The sequence below is a fragment of the Streptomyces sp. NPDC024555 genome (assembly GCF_055559335.1).
Genome location: NZ_JBVHKV010000028.1, coordinates 36105 through 52213, shown reverse-complemented (window position 1 = coordinate 52213; position 16109 = coordinate 36105). Strand labels below are relative to the sequence as shown.

General features: G+C 71.9%; 12 protein-coding genes. 10 read left to right on the top strand and 2 right to left on the bottom strand.

Translation table 11 applies throughout. The features are described 5' to 3' along the window. Positions 1-25: 25 nt before the first annotated feature. Complete coding sequence (locus tag ACZ4FH_RS33710; protein ID WP_467309576.1) at positions 26-3412, bottom strand: ALF repeat-containing protein; 3387 nt, start codon at positions 3410-3412, stop codon at positions 26-28. A 584-nt stretch (positions 3413-3996) separates the two neighbouring features. Here ACZ4FH_RS33710 and ACZ4FH_RS33705 point away from each other — a divergent pair. The 7 genes from ACZ4FH_RS33705 to ACZ4FH_RS33675 all read left to right on the top strand — a co-directional run bounded on the left by ACZ4FH_RS33705 (position 3997) and on the right by ACZ4FH_RS33675 (position 10578). Further along, entirely contained in the window at positions 3997-4440 is a 444-nt protein-coding gene (locus ACZ4FH_RS33705) for a hypothetical protein (RefSeq protein ID WP_467309575.1), read from the top strand. A gap of 78 nt (positions 4441-4518) precedes the next feature. Then, the gene (locus tag ACZ4FH_RS33700; protein WP_467309574.1) at positions 4519-6804 is read left to right on the top strand and encodes a trypsin-like serine protease; all 2286 of its coding nucleotides are present in this window, start codon (positions 4519-4521) and stop codon (positions 6802-6804) included. A gap of 670 nt (positions 6805-7474) precedes the next feature. Continuing rightward, a complete protein-coding gene (locus ACZ4FH_RS33695; protein WP_467309573.1) occupies positions 7475-7603 on the top strand; it encodes a MerR family transcriptional regulator in 129 nt (42 codons plus the stop codon). A gap of 35 nt (positions 7604-7638) precedes the next feature. Beyond that, positions 7639-8046, top strand: coding sequence for a thioredoxin domain-containing protein (locus ACZ4FH_RS33690; RefSeq protein WP_467309572.1), 408 nt, complete (start codon positions 7639-7641; stop codon positions 8044-8046). A gap of 204 nt (positions 8047-8250) precedes the next feature. After that, positions 8251-8442 (top strand): hypothetical protein, encoded by a 192-nt coding sequence (locus ACZ4FH_RS33685; protein ID WP_467309612.1) that lies wholly within the window; start codon positions 8251-8253, stop codon positions 8440-8442. 370 nt (positions 8443-8812) lie between these two features. Next, positions 8813-9364: a GNAT family N-acetyltransferase gene (locus ACZ4FH_RS33680; protein ID WP_467309571.1), complete on the top strand. Its 552-nt coding sequence runs from the start codon at positions 8813-8815 to the stop codon at positions 9362-9364. A gap of 533 nt (positions 9365-9897) precedes the next feature. Then, positions 9898-10578 (top strand): helix-turn-helix domain-containing protein, encoded by a 681-nt coding sequence (locus ACZ4FH_RS33675; RefSeq protein WP_467309570.1) that lies wholly within the window; start codon positions 9898-9900, stop codon positions 10576-10578. Positions 10579-10624: 46 nt separating this feature from the next. Here the strand turns inward: ACZ4FH_RS33675 and ACZ4FH_RS33670 are convergent, their stop codons facing one another. Further along, positions 10625-11500, bottom strand: a complete 876-nt coding sequence (locus ACZ4FH_RS33670; protein WP_467309569.1) for a universal stress protein — start codon at positions 11498-11500, stop codon at positions 10625-10627. Positions 11501-11838: 338 nt separating this feature from the next. On the opposite strand from ACZ4FH_RS33670, the gene ACZ4FH_RS33665 reads away from it, so the two are divergent. From ACZ4FH_RS33665 to ACZ4FH_RS33655, 3 genes are read left to right on the top strand one after another with little or no spacing between them, the layout of a single operon-like run. Further along, positions 11839-12918 carry an alcohol dehydrogenase catalytic domain-containing protein gene (locus ACZ4FH_RS33665; RefSeq protein WP_467309568.1) on the top strand — a complete coding sequence of 360 codons (1080 nt, stop codon included), beginning with the start codon at positions 11839-11841 and terminating at the stop codon, positions 12916-12918. Next, the gene (locus tag ACZ4FH_RS33660; RefSeq protein WP_467309567.1) at positions 12915-13676 is read left to right on the top strand and encodes an HAD family hydrolase; all 762 of its coding nucleotides are present in this window, start codon (positions 12915-12917) and stop codon (positions 13674-13676) included. The genes ACZ4FH_RS33665 and ACZ4FH_RS33660 overlap by 4 nt, the downstream gene beginning before the upstream one ends. Next, on the top strand, positions 13673-16066 hold the full coding sequence (locus tag ACZ4FH_RS33655) for a glycoside hydrolase family 65 protein (protein WP_467309566.1): 2394 nt from the start codon (positions 13673-13675) through the stop codon (positions 16064-16066). Before ACZ4FH_RS33660 ends, ACZ4FH_RS33655 begins: the two co-directional genes overlap by 4 nt. The last annotated feature ends 43 nt before the right edge of the window (positions 16067-16109 follow it).

The following is a 16109-nucleotide window of genomic DNA, read 5'->3' as shown; positions in this document are numbered from 1 at the left end:
CGACGCCCCCCGGGCGGGAGGGGGATCAGGCCGCCAGGCCAAAGACGTCGCTGAGGCCCTTCGTGATCCCGGAGACCAGGTCTTCACCGGTGTCGGTGATCTTGCTGACGATGGGCTTCACGATGCTGCCGCCGAGCGCCTTGTCGGCGGCGCCGACCCACTTGTAGGCGCCGAAGGTGGCCAGGCTCAGGCCGGTGCCGGCGGCGGACTCCCAGAAGGCGCCGCTGGTGAAGCCGTGCTCGATGCCCGTGAAGAGGGTGCCCAGGGCACCCGCGCCGGCCGAGACGCCTGCGAAGAAGCCGGCTGCCGCGAGGGCCGGCGGGAACACGGTGGCGGCGAGGGCGCAGCCGGCCGCCAGGAACCCGGCGCCGACGCTGACCATGTTGGCGGCGTCCGCGTAGAACTGGGCGTCGTTCCACCACTCGTCGGCGTCGCCGTCCGCGGTGCCGTTGGGGTTGACCCGGTCGTTCGTCACGTTGTCGGCCGGGTTCCGGACGTTCTTGCGCGCTTCCTCGGCCGCGAGGGCGGCCTCCTTGGCCTTGAAGATTTCCTCGGCCCGCTTCTTGTCGGCGGCGATCTGCTTGGCCTGGGAGTACGCGGCGGCGGCGGCCTTCGCGTCGGCGCCGGCCGCGAGCTCGGAGGCGCGGGCGGAGGCGGCCGACCGCTGTGCCTCGGCGGAGGAAGCGAGGGCTGCGCGTGCCGAGTCGACGGCCTTGTTCGCCGAGTAGTTGGCGGAGCGCGCCGCGCTGTGGGCGGTGGCGGCGGCGTTCTTCGCCGTGGTGGCGGAGGCCTTGGCGTCGGCGGCCGACTTGTCGGCGGCGTTGGCGTTGTCCCGTGCCTCATCGGCGTAGTTCTGAGCCTTGGTGGCGGAGTCGATGGCCTTGTCCGCCCACTCCTGGGCCTTGGCGGCGTCCTTGCGGGCCTCGGCGGCGGCCTTCGAGGCGAGCGCCGCGTCCTCCTGGGCCTTTTCGGCGATCTTCGCGGCGGCGGCGATGGCTCCGCGGACCGCGGCGACGTGGGTGGCGGTGTCGTAGTCGAGCTGTGCCGTGCGGTACTGGATCACGGTGATGAAGTTGCGCAGCATCCACGCCGGGCCTTCCAGCGCGACTTGCGCGTAGGCCCCGGTGAACGCGCCGGCGGTGCTGATCAGCTCGTTGGCGCGGACCCGGTCGTCCTCCTGGGTGGCCAGGGGGTAGGCGTGGTCGAAGAAGTAGTTGAGGGATTCGGTGGTGTTCTCGTCCAGGGCGTCGCCGCCGGCCTTTTTGACGGCCTTGCCCGTATGCTCATCATTGAGGATCTTGTTGATGGCGACGCGGAGTTCCTCGTCGGATGCGCGCTTCATACCGCTGGTGAGGAAGTCCCCCACGGCGAGCGAGTCATCGCTCTCCAGAGCGGCCGCGGCGGCCTCGGCGACCTTCGGTGCGGCGACCGTCGCCACGTGGAGGGTGGTCTCGCGGTCGTCCTGTCCCTGGGCGAGGGCCCGGTCGAGGTCGATCCAGGCGAAGACGTCGTCGTCGGAACCGGCGAGGGCGTGCTGGGCCGCCTGACGGGTGTAGGCGCCGCGGGAGTCGATCAGGGCGATCGCCGCCTGCCGTCCCAGGGTCGCGGCGAGCGCCATGTCGCCGGCGTACAGAGCCGTCTCCGCGTTGGCGATGACGTCCTTGGTCTGCTGGCTGGTGCGCTCCTCCATGAGGCGCTTGTCGCGGACGTCGGACAGCTCCGTCTGCTCGATCGCGGCGAGCTGCTGGGCCTCCTCGATGGCCTGCTGCTTGTCCTGCTCCAGGGTCTGGGCCTCGGCGGCGCGGGCGTTCTTCTCCACCTCCAGGGCATCGGTGATGGCCTGGGTGGCGACGTTGGCCGCCTTCACGGCCTCTGCGGCGTGGGCGGTCGACTTGTTCGCGTAGTCGATGGCCTTGCCCGCGTTCTTGACGGCCTCGTCGGCGGCGTCCGCGGCCTTCTCGGCGTGGTCGGCGGCGGAGTTGGCGGCGACGGAGGCGGCGCGCGCCGCAGCCGCGGCGGTGGTCGCCAGGGCCTGGGCGGTGGAGGCGGCGTTGCTGGCGCGGTTGGCGGCGCTGGTGGCGATGGCGGCCTGACGCTTGGCCTCGTCGGCCTCCGCCTTGGAGGCACCGGCCGCGACGGCGGCCTGGGCGGCGGCGGTGGCGGCGGCGGCCGAGTTGCGGGCGGCGGAGGCGGCGGCGTTGCCCGCGGCCTTGCACGCGTCGCCGGCGAGGGCGGCCTTCAGAGCGGCCGCGGCAGCCGTACGGGCCTTGCCCGCGGCGTTCTTGGCGGCCACGGCGGCGTCCTTGGCGACCTTCGTCATGCCGGCGTCCTTGGACGCGGCGATCGCGGCGTTGTACGCGCGGGACGCGGCGCTGCCCGCCTTCGAGGCGGCCTGCGCGGCGCCGACTGCTGCCCAGGAGGCGCGGCGTGATGCCTGCACCGCGGCGTTGGAGGCGTTGATCGCGTTGCGGGCGGCGTCCGCCGCACCCTTCGCCGCGCTTGCCGCCTTGCGGGCCGCGGCTGCCGACTTGCGCACGTCGCTCTGGGCGGCGGACGCCTCGGCAGCGGCCTTCTGCGCGGCCTCCTTGGCCTTCGCGGCGGCGGTCTCGGCGCGGGCCCCCGCCTCCACGGCCAGGTTGGTCTCGCGCTCGGCGCGCTTGCCCTCGCGCTCGACGACGGCCACCAGTTCCTCGATGGTCGCCGACTCCTGGTCGCGGGCGCGCGCGATGTGCTGGCCGGTCTCCATGAACCACTCGGCGTCGGACGCGGTGCCGCTGAGCGCGCGGTCCGCGTACTTCTGTACCTCCGGACCACCGCTCATCAGCATGGTGCTGATCTGGACCCGGGTGTCCTCCAGGCGCGCGTCGTACTGCTGATCGGCGAGGAAGGCGGTGAGCGCGGACGCGGTGCCGGTGTCGAGGGCGGCGTTGGCCTCGCGTACCACGGCCTTGTCGCCGGTGGACGAGACGATGCTGGTGGCGACCTGGAGGTCCTCAAGGATGGCGGGGCCGAAGCCGTCCTTGAGGAAGCCGGCTATCGCGGTGTCGCCGTCGTCCAGTGCGGCGACGGCCTCCCGGCGAAGGCCCTTGCCCGCCCGGTCCAGGCTGCGGATGATCGCGACCCGGTTGTCCTCCACGGTCTGCTTCGGCAGCGTCTCGGCGAGGAAGGTCTGGATGTCGGTGTCCGACCCGTAGAGGGCCTCGGCAGCGGCGGACTTGACGGCCTTGCCGCCGGTCAGCCATGCGCGGACTACCCGGGCGCGCTCGGTGTCCGGCAGCGGCACCGGCTCGGGCGCGGCACCTTCGGCAGCTGCGGCGGTGGCCGGCGACAGGACCGAGGGTGTGGCCGCGACGGCGGTCACGGCGGCGAGCGCGCCGAGCACGCGGCGTCTGCTCCAGAACGTTGTCTGCATAAGGGAATTCCTCGCGAAGGCAGTGGAGGTGAGGCCCGTCGCAATCCTGCGGGCAGGGCTCGCCACGGAATGCATCGGGGCGGTCACTGGATTGCGATGACCCTATCAACGCCGAGCAATAAAAGCCGAGTTGTTAAATCGGGTGGGGTAACTCATGCGTCATGAAGCCATTTACATCGTAGTATCTGGACAATTCATCTCCGTTGCAGCGGAACGTTCACGTGTCTCTTACAAGTACCCGTACAACCTTTTCATTCTTATGGTGAAGGTCACACTGTGCGTGTGGCCATTGTCCGATTCTGAGTGGATCGGGTAGCTGGACCGGGCCTCCTCTTCGTGCTGGCATGGCTGTGCCCGCATCCATGACGCGGCGTCACAACGTGTGCGTCGAGGGCCGGGTGAGCCATCTCAAGGCGATGGGGCGGCCCTTGTGTGCAAGGGTCTATTTCGTATGCCTGTGATTCCGTTTCGAACTGAGGAATGCAATGAGGAGACACAGCACAATGACCGTGCGGCAGCGGAGAAATCGGCTTGCGGCAAGGATTCTCGGAACTGCGGCGACCGGCGCACTCGCGATCCTCGCGATGACCACCGGCTTCCTTGGATCGCCCGCCCAGGAGTCGTCCTCCGAGCTGGTCGCGGACGGAGACCCCGGCTACGCGGTCGAGGACTACAACTACCCCCAGGCCGACAAGATTCTGGCGGAGAAGCACCTCGTCCTGAAGCGCGGGGACGGCCACATCACGCTCGCCGACTGTGTCGCCGGCACCGGACAGCTCGAACTCCTGGCCCGTGACAACGCTGCCAAGATCTGCTTCAACGTCGTCGGCAACGAGGGCTGGCTGACCCTGGAGATCCCCGCCGTCTACTCGATCAAGGGCAACGACTACTCCACCACCGTCGACATGACCGTCGGCACCGAGGAGAAGTCCTTCGACATCACCAAGAACACCTGGACCCCGGTGGGCGAGTCCGTGGACGACGAGGGCCGCGAGCACATGCTCGTGGAGATCCGGGCGGCCAAGTAGCCGCGCTCTGGGCCCCGCAACCGCCCTGTCCAGCACCGCAGACCCCTCGTCCACGTTCAGCAAGGAATCCTGAAACCCATGCGCCTTACCAGACGCTCCCGCGTCCTCGCCGCGGCCGCCTCCCTCGTGGCCGCGCCCCTCGCGCTCTGCGCCGTACCCGCCGCCGCCGTCACCGGACCCGCCTCCGAGGCATCCGACACCACCCACGCCTACACAGCGCAGATCGTCGTCGGCTCCAACGACCGCGGCTGCTCCGGTGTCCTGGTCGACTCCGAATGGCTGCTCACCGCCGCGAGCTGCTTCGCCGCCGACCCGGCGCAGAGCCTCTCCGTGACCCCCGGGGTCCCGGCGTCGAACGTGACCGCGACGATCGGCCGCACCGACCTGACCACCACCTCCGGTGCCCAGCGCAAGATCGTCGAACTGGTGCCGCGTACCGACCGCGACGTCGTGCTGGCCCGCCTCGATCGGCCCGTCACCGATGTCGCCCCGGCCCCTCTGGCGACCACCGCCCCGGCCGCGGGCGAGGAGCTGAAGTTCGCGGGATACGGCCGCACCAAGGACGAGTGGGCGCCCCTGAAGCTGCACACCGGCACCTACACCGTGGACTCGGCCGCCGCCACCACGGCAGCCGTCACCGGCAAGGACACCGCCGCGTGCATGGGTGACTCCGGCGGCCCCGTCCTCCGGGGTGCCGGCGGCTCGGCACAGCTGGTGGCCCTGAACAGCCAGTCCTTCCAGGGCGGCTGCTTCGGCACCGACGAGACCCAGACGAGCACTGCGGGCGTCACCGCCCGCGTCGACGACCTGAAGTCCTGGATCGACTCCAAGATCGGCGCCACCGCGATCACCGACTTCAACGGGGACGGCGTCGAGGACATCGCCGTCGCCGACGCCAAGGCGACCGTGAACGGCAAGGCCGGAGCCGGGCTCGTCCGGCTGGTGTACGGCGCCGGCAAGGGCATCGCTCAGATCGACCAGGACTTGGACTGGGTGGGCGGTGCGGCTGAGGCGAACGACGCCTTCGGCGAGACCCTGGCCACCGTCGACTACAACCAGGACGGCTACACCGACCTGGTGGTCGGGTCCCCGGGCGAGGCGCTGAACGGCGCCGCGAACGCGGGCATGGTCGACATACTCTTCGGCGGTCGCAACGGCCTGGGCACCGGTGCCGTGCAGCACAAGCTCCTTGAGCAGGGTTCGGGCACCGGCGCGATCTCCGACTCGACCTCCGAGACCGGCGACAACATGGGCAAGGCCCTCGCGGCCGGCACCACCGCCGCGGGCCGTCCGTGGATCCTCATCGGCGTGCCCGGCGAGTCCATCGGCCCTTCGGCCTCAGGGGTCCGGAGCGAGTCCGTCGGCCCGTCGGCCTCCGAGGCACAGGCCGAGACCGTCGGCACCGGCCCCGCGGCCGGAATGGCCTTCTACGTCTACGGCGACACCAGCCGCGCCCTCCACCAGGACCTGCCGGCCGCCGTGCCCGGAGCAGCTGAGGCGGGCGACCGGTTCGGCGCCGCCGTCGCCGGTGACGGAAACTTCTTCGCCATCGGCGCACCCGGCGAGGCCATCGGCACCGACACCAATTCCGGCACGGTGGCCCTGTTCAGCCACACCCTGGACGCGGACGGCCGGCCCACCTCCATCGGAGGCATGGACCAGGACAACAGCGCGGTGACCGGCGCCGCCGAGAAGGACGACGAGTTCGGCGCCGCCCTGGCAATGACCGCGTACCGCGCCTCCGCTTCCGCAGGCGCCACCACCTCGATGCTGGCGATCGGTTCGCCGGGCGAGACCACCACCTCGGGCGGCACCGACCACGCGAACGCCGGACGGGTCATCCTCGTCCGGATCAACGCCGACGGCACCTGGACCTACCTGCGCGAACTGCGGCAGGGCGAAAGCGACGACACGGTCTCGGGTACCTCGGAGACCGGCGACCGGATGGGCGAGAGCCTGACCGCGATCAACACCGCGCCGCGCTCGGTGGCCACCACCTCCACCCTGCTGGTCGCCGTCGGAACCCCGGGTGAAGCCATCGGCACGGAGAAGGAATCCGGTGCGATCCACGTCTTCTCGATGCTGGGCTCGGCCGGTGACAACGACCTGTGGATCGAGGCCGGCGACGGCGACGGCATCCCCGGCACCTCCAAGGCCGGCCAGCGTCTGGGCGAGAGCATCCACTTCACCGGCACACACCTCTACGCCGGTCTGCCCTACGGACCCGGCGCCTATGGTGCGCTGTACGCCCTGCCGATCGGCAACGTCATCCCCGGCGGCACCGACGGCGCGGTGACCACCTACCAGCCCGGCACCGGCGGCCTGCCCGCAGCGGGCACGGCATTCGGCTACGCCGCGCGCTGAGACGACACCCTGAGGACGGCCCGGGCCGGTTCATGACGCGAGTCCTGACGGCCCGGGCCTGCCACGAAGCGAAGCCCTGACCTGCGGTCAGGGCGAGGTCCTGACCTTGCGGTCCGCCCCCGAGTCCGGAGGCGGACCGCAGTCGTTCCGGGGGGCATGCCCCTCAGATGTGCAGGTCGTCCGGAGAACAGTCCGAGCGCAGCTTCACTGGCGGGTGACCGGTGTCGTTGTAGAGGAGCACGACGGCCGGCCGGGCTCGTAACGGATCACGGTCAGTACGGCGTTGGCGTGGTAGAAACCCATCCACCGCCCCCGTGAACCTACGAGCGACTCCCGGGCCAACTCCGGCCCCGTTCGCGCTCCTGGGCCGGGAACTCGGCCGGGCGGGCGACCATGGCGTCGGCTGACTCCGAAAGCAGTTCCTCTCGTCGGAGTCGGTACGGAAGATAGTCCCGGCGGGTTCGGACATCTGAAGGGGTGGCTGCTGCCGTCATGGAGGCGAGATCCTCTGGAAGTGTGTCGGTGATCGTACGAGTCCCTGGACGGACACCACCGGGTGCTCGCTCGGTTCCGGCGGCGGGCGAAGCCGCGCCGGGGCCGGGGCCCGAGGGCCTCGCCCGGCAGGCCCTTGACGTTGCCCCGGGGGGGCAGGGTTTACGTTCGTCGCACGATGAGGATCAGTGAGGTCGCGCGGCGCGCGGGTGTGACGACGAAGAAGGTTCGCTCCTACGAGTCGCTGGGCCTGATCGCGACTGCCCGTCCTCGCTGGCCGCCCACCGCGAGGTCATCGACGACCTGACCCGGCGGATCGAGGAGCTGACCACCCGCCGTTCCGTGCTCTCCCAGCACCTCCACGAGGCGGCCCATCGCACCGGCCGCACACAGGGAGCGGCCGCCGAAGAGGACAACGCGACGGCGGACCTGACCCGACTCCCCGCGAACCTGCTTGTCCCCGAGGGCGATGGGACCGCCGTGCACCTCCCGGGCCGGGCAGTACCGGAGACCGAACTGCCCGACACCACAGGCGGCACCGTCGCGCTGGGCGAGGGCCGGTCGATCGTCTACTGCTACCCGCTCACCGGACGCCCAGACACAGACCTCCCCGAGGGCTGGAACAGCGTCCCCGGAGCCCGCGGATGCACCAGCGAGGCCTGCGACTTCCGCGACCACCACGACGACCTGGTGCTCGCCGGTACGCCCCGTGTCTACGGCCTGTCTAGCCGGCGAACCGCCTACCAGTAGGAGGTGGCGGACCGCCTGCGCCTCCCGTTTCCGATGCTCTCCGACACGGAGTTCCGCCTGTCCGCGACGCTGGGCCTGCCCACGTTCGAGGCGGGCGGGGGTGCCGCTGTACAAACGCATCACGCTCGTCATTCGCGACGGCGTGATCGAGCACGTCTTCTACCCGGTCTTCCCGCCGAACGAGCACGCGCGACAGGTGCTCCGATGGCTCCGCGACAACCCGGACCCGAGCGCGAGGACTCCGACCGCCCCAGGAAGATCGCCACGCTGAACGTGCAGGCCTTCGGGGCGCCGGTCGTCCTGTTCTGCTGCGTCGACGAGTCGATGGGCCCCGGGCAGTGGGCCGACGCGAGGATGTACGTACCCTGCTCGGTAAAGTCGACGAACGGCCCGTAGATCAGCCCCTTGATCCTGTCGCCGGTCACCTCGTAGGCGCCGGCACGTACGGCGCCCTCGCGCGGGCTCCACAGGGTCGGTGTCGCCCAGTCGCGGTGGAGCAGCGCCGTCTGCATGCACACCATCCCGCACAGGTGGGGGCCCACTGACCGTATTCCTGCTGGGTCGGCGCGCCGGACTGGACCCAGGCGGGGTCGTGGCCGTGGTGAGCGATGGCGTCGATCAGGTCCGGGCCGGCGTACTGCGTCAGCGGCGGCACGGAGGAGGTGAGCGCCCGTGCGGACGGCGGTGGTCGCCCGCGACCTCCGAGCGGAGATCGAAGCGTTCCTGGCCAACCGGCCCGCACTGCCCCGCGGGTAGAGTCCGGGGCATGCACCCGATCACCCGTTCCAGTGGGCGCCTCGGCCTGCGAGAGCTTGCTCCCACCGACGTGGAGGCACTGCTCGCCATCTACGGCAGTCCCGAGGCCACGGCTCACATGTCGTTCGAACCGCGCAACCGCGAACAGATCGCACAGATCGTGGCTCGGTCTATGGTGTCTGCCGTGGCCGTTCCCCGTACGGAGTATGCGATCGGGGTGATCGACCAGGAGAGGGCGGAACTGATCGGATTCGGCCGTCTCGCACTAGACCCCCATCAGCAGCGCGGAGCCACCATCGGCTTCGCACTGCGGCCGGACATATGGGGAAAAGGGTACGGTGTGGAGACTGTTCGACTGCTACTCTCCCTCGGCTTCAACGACCCGAATCTACACCGCATTTGGGGCGCCCGCTCCCCGCACAACGAGGCTTCCGCCAAGACCATGCTGGCCGTAGGAATGGTGGAGGAGGGCACTATCCGCGAGCACGTGCTGAAAGCTGGGGAGTGGCGCGACTCCATCGTCCACGCCATCCTCGATCGCGAGTTCACCCCCGGCATCTGATCGATCAGGCTCCCGAAGCTGTCGCGCCCCGGGCTGATGCGACAACCGCACGGGCAGGACCGCCGAACTGGGGAACACTGTCCAGCGGGTTCTTGGTCCCTGCCCCATGGCGACGGTCGTAGACCGTGTCAGCGGTGTGGGAGTCGTCCGCCCACCGGCCAGGCTGCGCTCGTTGAGCGAGCCGGGCCGCATGCGGAGCACGGTCGCGGTCTGTCGAGTACGTACGAAGACCACCCTTCACGGAACGAACAGCGAGGCGAACTGCTGCAGCACCATGCGGAGCGGCCCCGCCGGCGGGATCCGATCGATTCTTCGCAGACCGGCCCCTGTCCGCCTTCCGTCCTGCAGTGACCAAAGGTGCCAGAGCACATTTTGTCGCCAGCACGGTCATCCTGGGGACCGGCCGGGGACCGGGCGGCGCCGAGCGGTGGCCGTTCCCGGAGCGGTGCGCTCCCGGCCTGCGCACAGCCCCGACTGTCGTTAGCGTGGCGTCGTACGCGCACGACGTGTCGAGGGGACAGGGAGCTTCGGAGATGCCCTCACCACCACATCCGGCGCGGGGCGACATCGGCCGGCGAGTCGCCACGCGGCGCAAGCAGCTCGGCCTGTCCAGGCGGGATGTCGCCCTGCGCGCGGCCGCGGCGCCGGGGTACATCGAGTACGTGGAGGAGCACGCCTCGGCCGCACCGGGCATCGGCTTTCTGCTGCGGCTGGCCGACGCGCTCGAAACGACGGTCGACGAGCTGACGGGGGCGACCGGGGACCTGCCGACCGGGCTCGCCCCGGCGGCGCGGCAGGCCCGGATGGTGGAACTCGACGCCGAGGAATGCTGGACCCTGCTCGGTGACCACGGTGTGGGAAGGGTGGCGCTGTCCGGCGGAGACGGGCCGGTCGTGCTGCCGCTGAACTACCAGGTCCTGGACGGCGAGGTCATGTTCAGCACGACGGACCGCTCCTCGCTCGCCGCCGCCGAGGGTACGGAGATCGCCTTCGAGGCCGACCACATCGATGATGCCTTCAGCCGCGGGTGGAGCGTCATGCTCGTCGGGCCCGTCCATGCCGTGACGGACGAGGAGGCCGCGCGCCGGCTCAGGGAGGCGGCCCACTCGGCGCCGTGGGCGGGGGAGGAGCGCGACCACGTCATGGTGCTGTCACCGCGCCGGGTCACCGGCCGCAGGATCCTCGTGCGCGGGGCCCCGGGCGACGACGACTGAGGCCACGACCCCGCCGTGCGGGCACCCCCCGTGGGTCCGGGCGTGTTCACTCGTGCGGGACGACCGCGACCGGTGCGTCGCAGTGGTGGAGCGCGGCCTGGGCCACGTGGCCCAGGTGGGAGGCCGAGGACGTGGCCCGGTCGCGGCGACCGACGACGAGAAGGTCGGCACCCCTCGACGCGTGCAGCAGCTCCGCGGCCGGCGGCCCGTTCACGACGCTCTCGGTCACCGCGACCTCCGTGAACCTGGAACGCCAGGGCCTGACCATGTCCGCCAGCCCTTCCGCGACCCGTTGCTCCAGTTCGATCCCGATCCCGGGGTCCGTGATGGCCGCGTATCCGTACGCCGCCGGCTGGGACCAGCTGTGCACGACCCGGAGTCTCGCGCCCGTACGGGAGGACGCGCCGAAGGCGAAGGCGATGAGCGGGTCGCACGGATGCCGGATGTCGAGCCCGAGGACGATGTCCGGCTCCGTCCCACCGGGCTGCGGCGCCGTTTCCGCGGCGCTCCGCGCCCGCACGAGAACCACCGGCCGGCGGGACGCGGCGACCACGGGCAGCGAGGCCGAACCGGTGAGAAAGCCGGCTGCCCTGCCGAGCCCCCGTGATCCGAGCACCATCACCTCGGCGTCGTCCGCGGCGGCGGTGAGCGCCTCGGCGGCGCGTCCCTGCGCGGTGCGCGTGGTGATCTCCAGGCCGGGGTGCCGGCCGAGGGCCCTGTCCGCGGCATCGCGCAGCACGTGCTCGGCGCGGTCCCTCTGGGCGCGGGCGAAATCCACCGGTGTCTCGGGGCCGGCCGGTGTCTCCGTCACATGGACGAGCAGGAGCGGGATCTCACGGAGCCGGGCTTCGCGGGCCGCCCAGTCGACCGCCGCGGCGCTCTCGGCGGAGCCGTCCACTCCGACGGCTGCGTGACGCGTCATGACAGCGCCTCCTCCCGCCAGTGCGCGGGCCGGGGAAACACGTACACGTCCAGTGTCGCCCGGTGCCGCGGACCGGGCGAGGGCCGACCGGTCCCGATCCGGGCCGGACGGGCCCGGCGCCGGGGAACGCGCGGGCGGGGGCGGCCCCCGCGCGTCCCGCGGGCGAGGAGAACCGCCCACAGGGCTCTTCGCCGTTTCCGCGCCGCCGTCGCACCGGGAGACCGGGCCGGACGGGCCGCCGGGGACCCCCTGGGGACCGACCGGCCCATGCGCTTTCCCGGACCGGGGGCGAACCTGGTGGTGAGCCCGTTGCCGAGAGACAGGAAGAAGGCCGCGTCATGAAGGCACTTCTCTTCCGAGGCCCTGGCCGCATCGAATGGGGCGACGTGCCGGATCCCGGTGTCGAGGACGCCGGCGACGCGATCGTCCGGGTGGACGCGGTGACCCTGTGCGGGACCGATCTCCACATCATCAAGGGCGACGTGCCCGAGGTGGAGCCGGGACGGGTCCTCGGACACGAAGCCGTGGGGACCGTGGTGGAGACCGGCGGCGGCGTCCGGGGCGTCCGTCCCGGCGACCGTGTCCTCGTCTCCTGCGTCTCCGCCTGCGGGCGGTGCCGCTTCTGCCGCGAGGCCCGCTACGGCCAGTGCACGGGCGGCGGGGGCTGGGTCCTCGGGCACACCGTCGACGGCACGCAGGCGGAGTACGTCCGGGTGCCCTTCGCCGATCTCTCCCTGCATCCGCTGCCCGGCTCCGTCGACAGCGCCGACGCGGTCCTCCTCGCCGACATCTTCCCGACCGCCTACGAGGTGGGCGTCCTCAACGGGGCGGTCCGGCCGGGCGACACGGTCGTGGTCGTCGGCGCTGGCCCCATCGGCCTGGCCACCCTCCTCACCGCTCGTCTCCACTCGCCCGAGCGCGTCGTCGTCGTCGACCTGGCCGAGCCGCGACTGGACGCGGCACGGTCCCTCGGAGCCGAGGCGACGGCACGCGCCGACGAACGCCCCGAGCAACTCGTGGCGGATCTGACGGACGGCCTGGGCGCCGACGTCGTCATCGAGGCGGTCGGGGTCCCCGAATCGTTCGAGATGTGCACGCGCATGGTCCGGCCGGGCGGCCACGTGGCCAACATCGGCGTCCACGGCAAACCCGCCGTCCTGCACCTGGAAGACCTCTGGATCAAGGACATCACCCTCACCACCGGACTCGTGGACACCTCGTCCACCCCGCTGCTGCTGCGTCTGCTGACGGCCGGGAGGCTTCCCACGACGGGACTGGTCACCCACCGGTTCGAGCTGGGGCAGATGGAGGAGGCCTACGACGTGTTCGGGCGTGCGGCGGACACCGGCGCGCTCAAGGTGGTGCTCGGCGAGCCCCAGCACAATGCCGTCGGCCGGCTCGCCCCGGCGGGACGATGACGGGCCGTCCCGCTCTCGCGTCCGTCCGGGCCGTCGTCTTCGACACGGACGGAGTGCTGCTGGACTCCGCGTCCCTGCACGCCGCGGCCTGGAAGGCCGCGTTCGACGGCTGCCTGGAGGCACGCGCGAGCGGGCAGCCGCCCTTCGACGCGGACGGGGAGTACCGCCGCTTGGTGGACGGCAAGGCGCGCTTCGACGGCGCCCGCGCCTTCCTCGAAGCGCGCGGTCTCGCCCTGCCCGCCGGCCACGCCGGGGACCCGCCCGGCTGCGGGAGCGTGTGGGCGGTGGCCGCGCGCAAGGAGCAGGTGTTCACCCACCTGCTGCGCAGCGGGCCCGTGCCGCCGTTCCCGGACGTCGTCCCGGCCCTTCAGGGTCTGCGCGGCGACGGCATCCGGTGCGCCGCGGTCTCCGCGTCCCGGCACGCCGGGGACCTTCTGGACGCGGCGGGCATCGGCGACCTCTTCGACGCCGAGGTCGACGGCCGGGAGGCCGCGCGGTTGCGGCTCCCCGGCAAACCCGACCCGGCGCTGTTCCTGGAGGCGGCCTCCCGCCTGCGGACACCTCCCGGCGACACGGCGGTGGTGGAGGATGCCCTCGCCGGGGTGGAGGCCGGGCGGCGCGGAGCCTTCGGCGCCGTGGTGGGGGTGGACCGAGCCGCGGATCCCCGCCGCGCCTCCGCACTCGCCGCCGGGGGCGCCGACCTCGTCCTCCGAGAACTGACGGCACTGCTCACGCACCTGTCGGGAGCACCCACGTGACGACGGCCTGGACCTGGAGCTACGGCGCGTACGACCCGGCGACGGAACGGGTGGCCGAGACCCTCTGCACCCTCGGCAACGGGCGATTCGCCACCCGAGGCTCCGCTCCGGAGTGCCGGGCGGACACCGTGCACTATCCCGGGACCTACCTCGCGGGGTGCTACGACCGCCTCGCCTCGGTCGTGTCCGGGCGGCGGGTCGAGAACGAGGACATGGTCAACCTGCCGAACTGGACCCTGCTGCGCTACCGCTGCCTGCCCGACGGAGGCGCCCCCGGCGACTGGCTGACCCCCGACTCCGAGGACCTGGAGCGGTACGGGGTGAGTCTCGACCTCCGGGCCGGTGTCCTCACCCACCGCCTGTTCTTCCGGGATGCCGAGGGCCACGCCCTGCGCGTCACCCACCACCGGATCGTCCACATGGGCAACCCGCGACTGGCCGCACAGCGCAGCCACTTCCGCGCCTACGGCTGGACGGGCGCCCTCGAAGTCGAATCCGTTCTCGACGGCGCCGTCGAGAACGCCGGGGTCGAGCGCTACCGGGACCTCGACGGCCACCACCTGACGGCTCACCGCACCGGATCGGAGCCCGGCGGGATCGCCCGGCTCACCTGCCGGACCGTCGCGTCGGACATCCGGATCGCGCTGGTCGTCCGCACCCGGACCGACCCTCCGGCAGAGGCCGCCGACGGCCACGCCGCGACCGCCGCGGTACAGCGGTACGTGATCCCGGTGGCCCGGGGCCGCTCCGTGACGGTCACGAAGACCGTTGCCCTGCACACGTCACGCGACCGTCCGGCCGACGACCCCCTGGCGGCGGCCGTGGACGACGTCCGGCACGCGCCGGGCTTCTCCGCCCTGCTGGTCTCGCACCGGTCCGCCTGGCGGCGGCTGTGGCACGACGCCGAACTGCACGTGCCCGGCGACGCGGGGCACATCCTGCGTCTGCACCTGTTCCATGTGCTGCAGACGCTGTCGGCCCACTCCGCGGAGATGGACGTCGGCGTGCCCGCCCGGGGACTGCACGGCGAGGCGTACCGGGGACATGTCTTCTGGGACGAACTGTTCGTGCTGCCCTATGTGACCCTGCACTTCCCCGAGGTCGCCCGCGCGCTGCTCATGTACCGGTACCGCCGGCTGCCCGCGGCGCGTGCGGCGGCGCGGCGGGCGGGCCGCGCGGGGGCCATGTACCCGTGGCAGAGCGCCGGTTCGGGACGCGAGGAGACCCAGTCGCTGCACCTCAACCCCCGGTCCGGCCGCTGGCTGCCCGACCACTCCCACCTCCAGCGGCACGTCGGTTCCGCCGTCGCCCTCAACGTCTGGCGGTACGCGCGGGCCACGGGCGACCGCGGTTTCCTCCACTCCGCCGGTGCGGAGATCCTGCTGGAGGTGGCCCGTTACTGGGCGGACGCCGCCGCCTTCGACCGGGACCGGGGCCGCTACCGGCTGCGCGGAGTCGTCGGGCCCGACGAATACCACGACGCCTATCCCGGCGCGGCGGCCCCCGGCATCGACGACAACGCCTACACCAACGTGACCGCCGCCTGGGTCCTGGCACGCGCCCTTGACCTGCTCGACGAACTTCCCGGGGACCGGCGCCGGGAACTGAGCGAGGAACTGTCCCTGGACGACGGCGCGTACGACCACTGGAACGATGTCTCCCGCCGCCTGTACGTGCCCTTCCACCACGGCGTGGTCAGCCAGTTCGAGGGGTACGGCCGACTGGCGGAACTGGACTGGGCCGGTTACCGCCGCCGGTACGGGGACATCCGCAGACTGGACCGGATCCTGGAGGCGGAGGGCGACACGGTCAACCGGTACCAGGCGGCCAAGCAGGCCGACACGCTCATGCTCGGCTACGTCTTCCGCCCCGCCGACCTCGCCGCACTGTTCACCCGGCTCGGCTACCGGCTGGACGACGACGTGTGGCGTGCGACCGTCGCGTACCACGCGCGGCGCACGAGCCACGGTTCGACGCTCAGCAGCCTCGTCCACGGCTGGGTACTCGCGCGCGGGAAAGGGCCGGAGGCATGGCCGTACGTGAAGGAGGCGCTGCTCGGAGACGTGGCGGACACGCAGGGAGGCACCACAGGCGAGGGCGTGCACCTGGGTGCCATGGCGGGCACCCTGGACCTGGTCCAGCGGGGGATCACGGGCCTGGAGGCCGGAGCCGGGGGGTTGCGGGTGGATCCCGTGGCCCTGCCGGAGATTCCGCGCCTCTCCTTCACGCTGTGCTTCCGCGGCCACCGGGGGATCCGGATCCGCCTGCTGCCCGGCCGGATCGGCATCAGCGTCCCCGCTTCCTCGATGGGGCCGCTCGCCGTGCTGCTGCCCGGAGAGCGGCGCGTCACCGTCCCGGCCGGCGCGGAGCGCTGGTTCAGGCTCCCCTGACGGCGGACGGCGGACGGCGGGGTCACCGGGCGGGCCCGTTGCG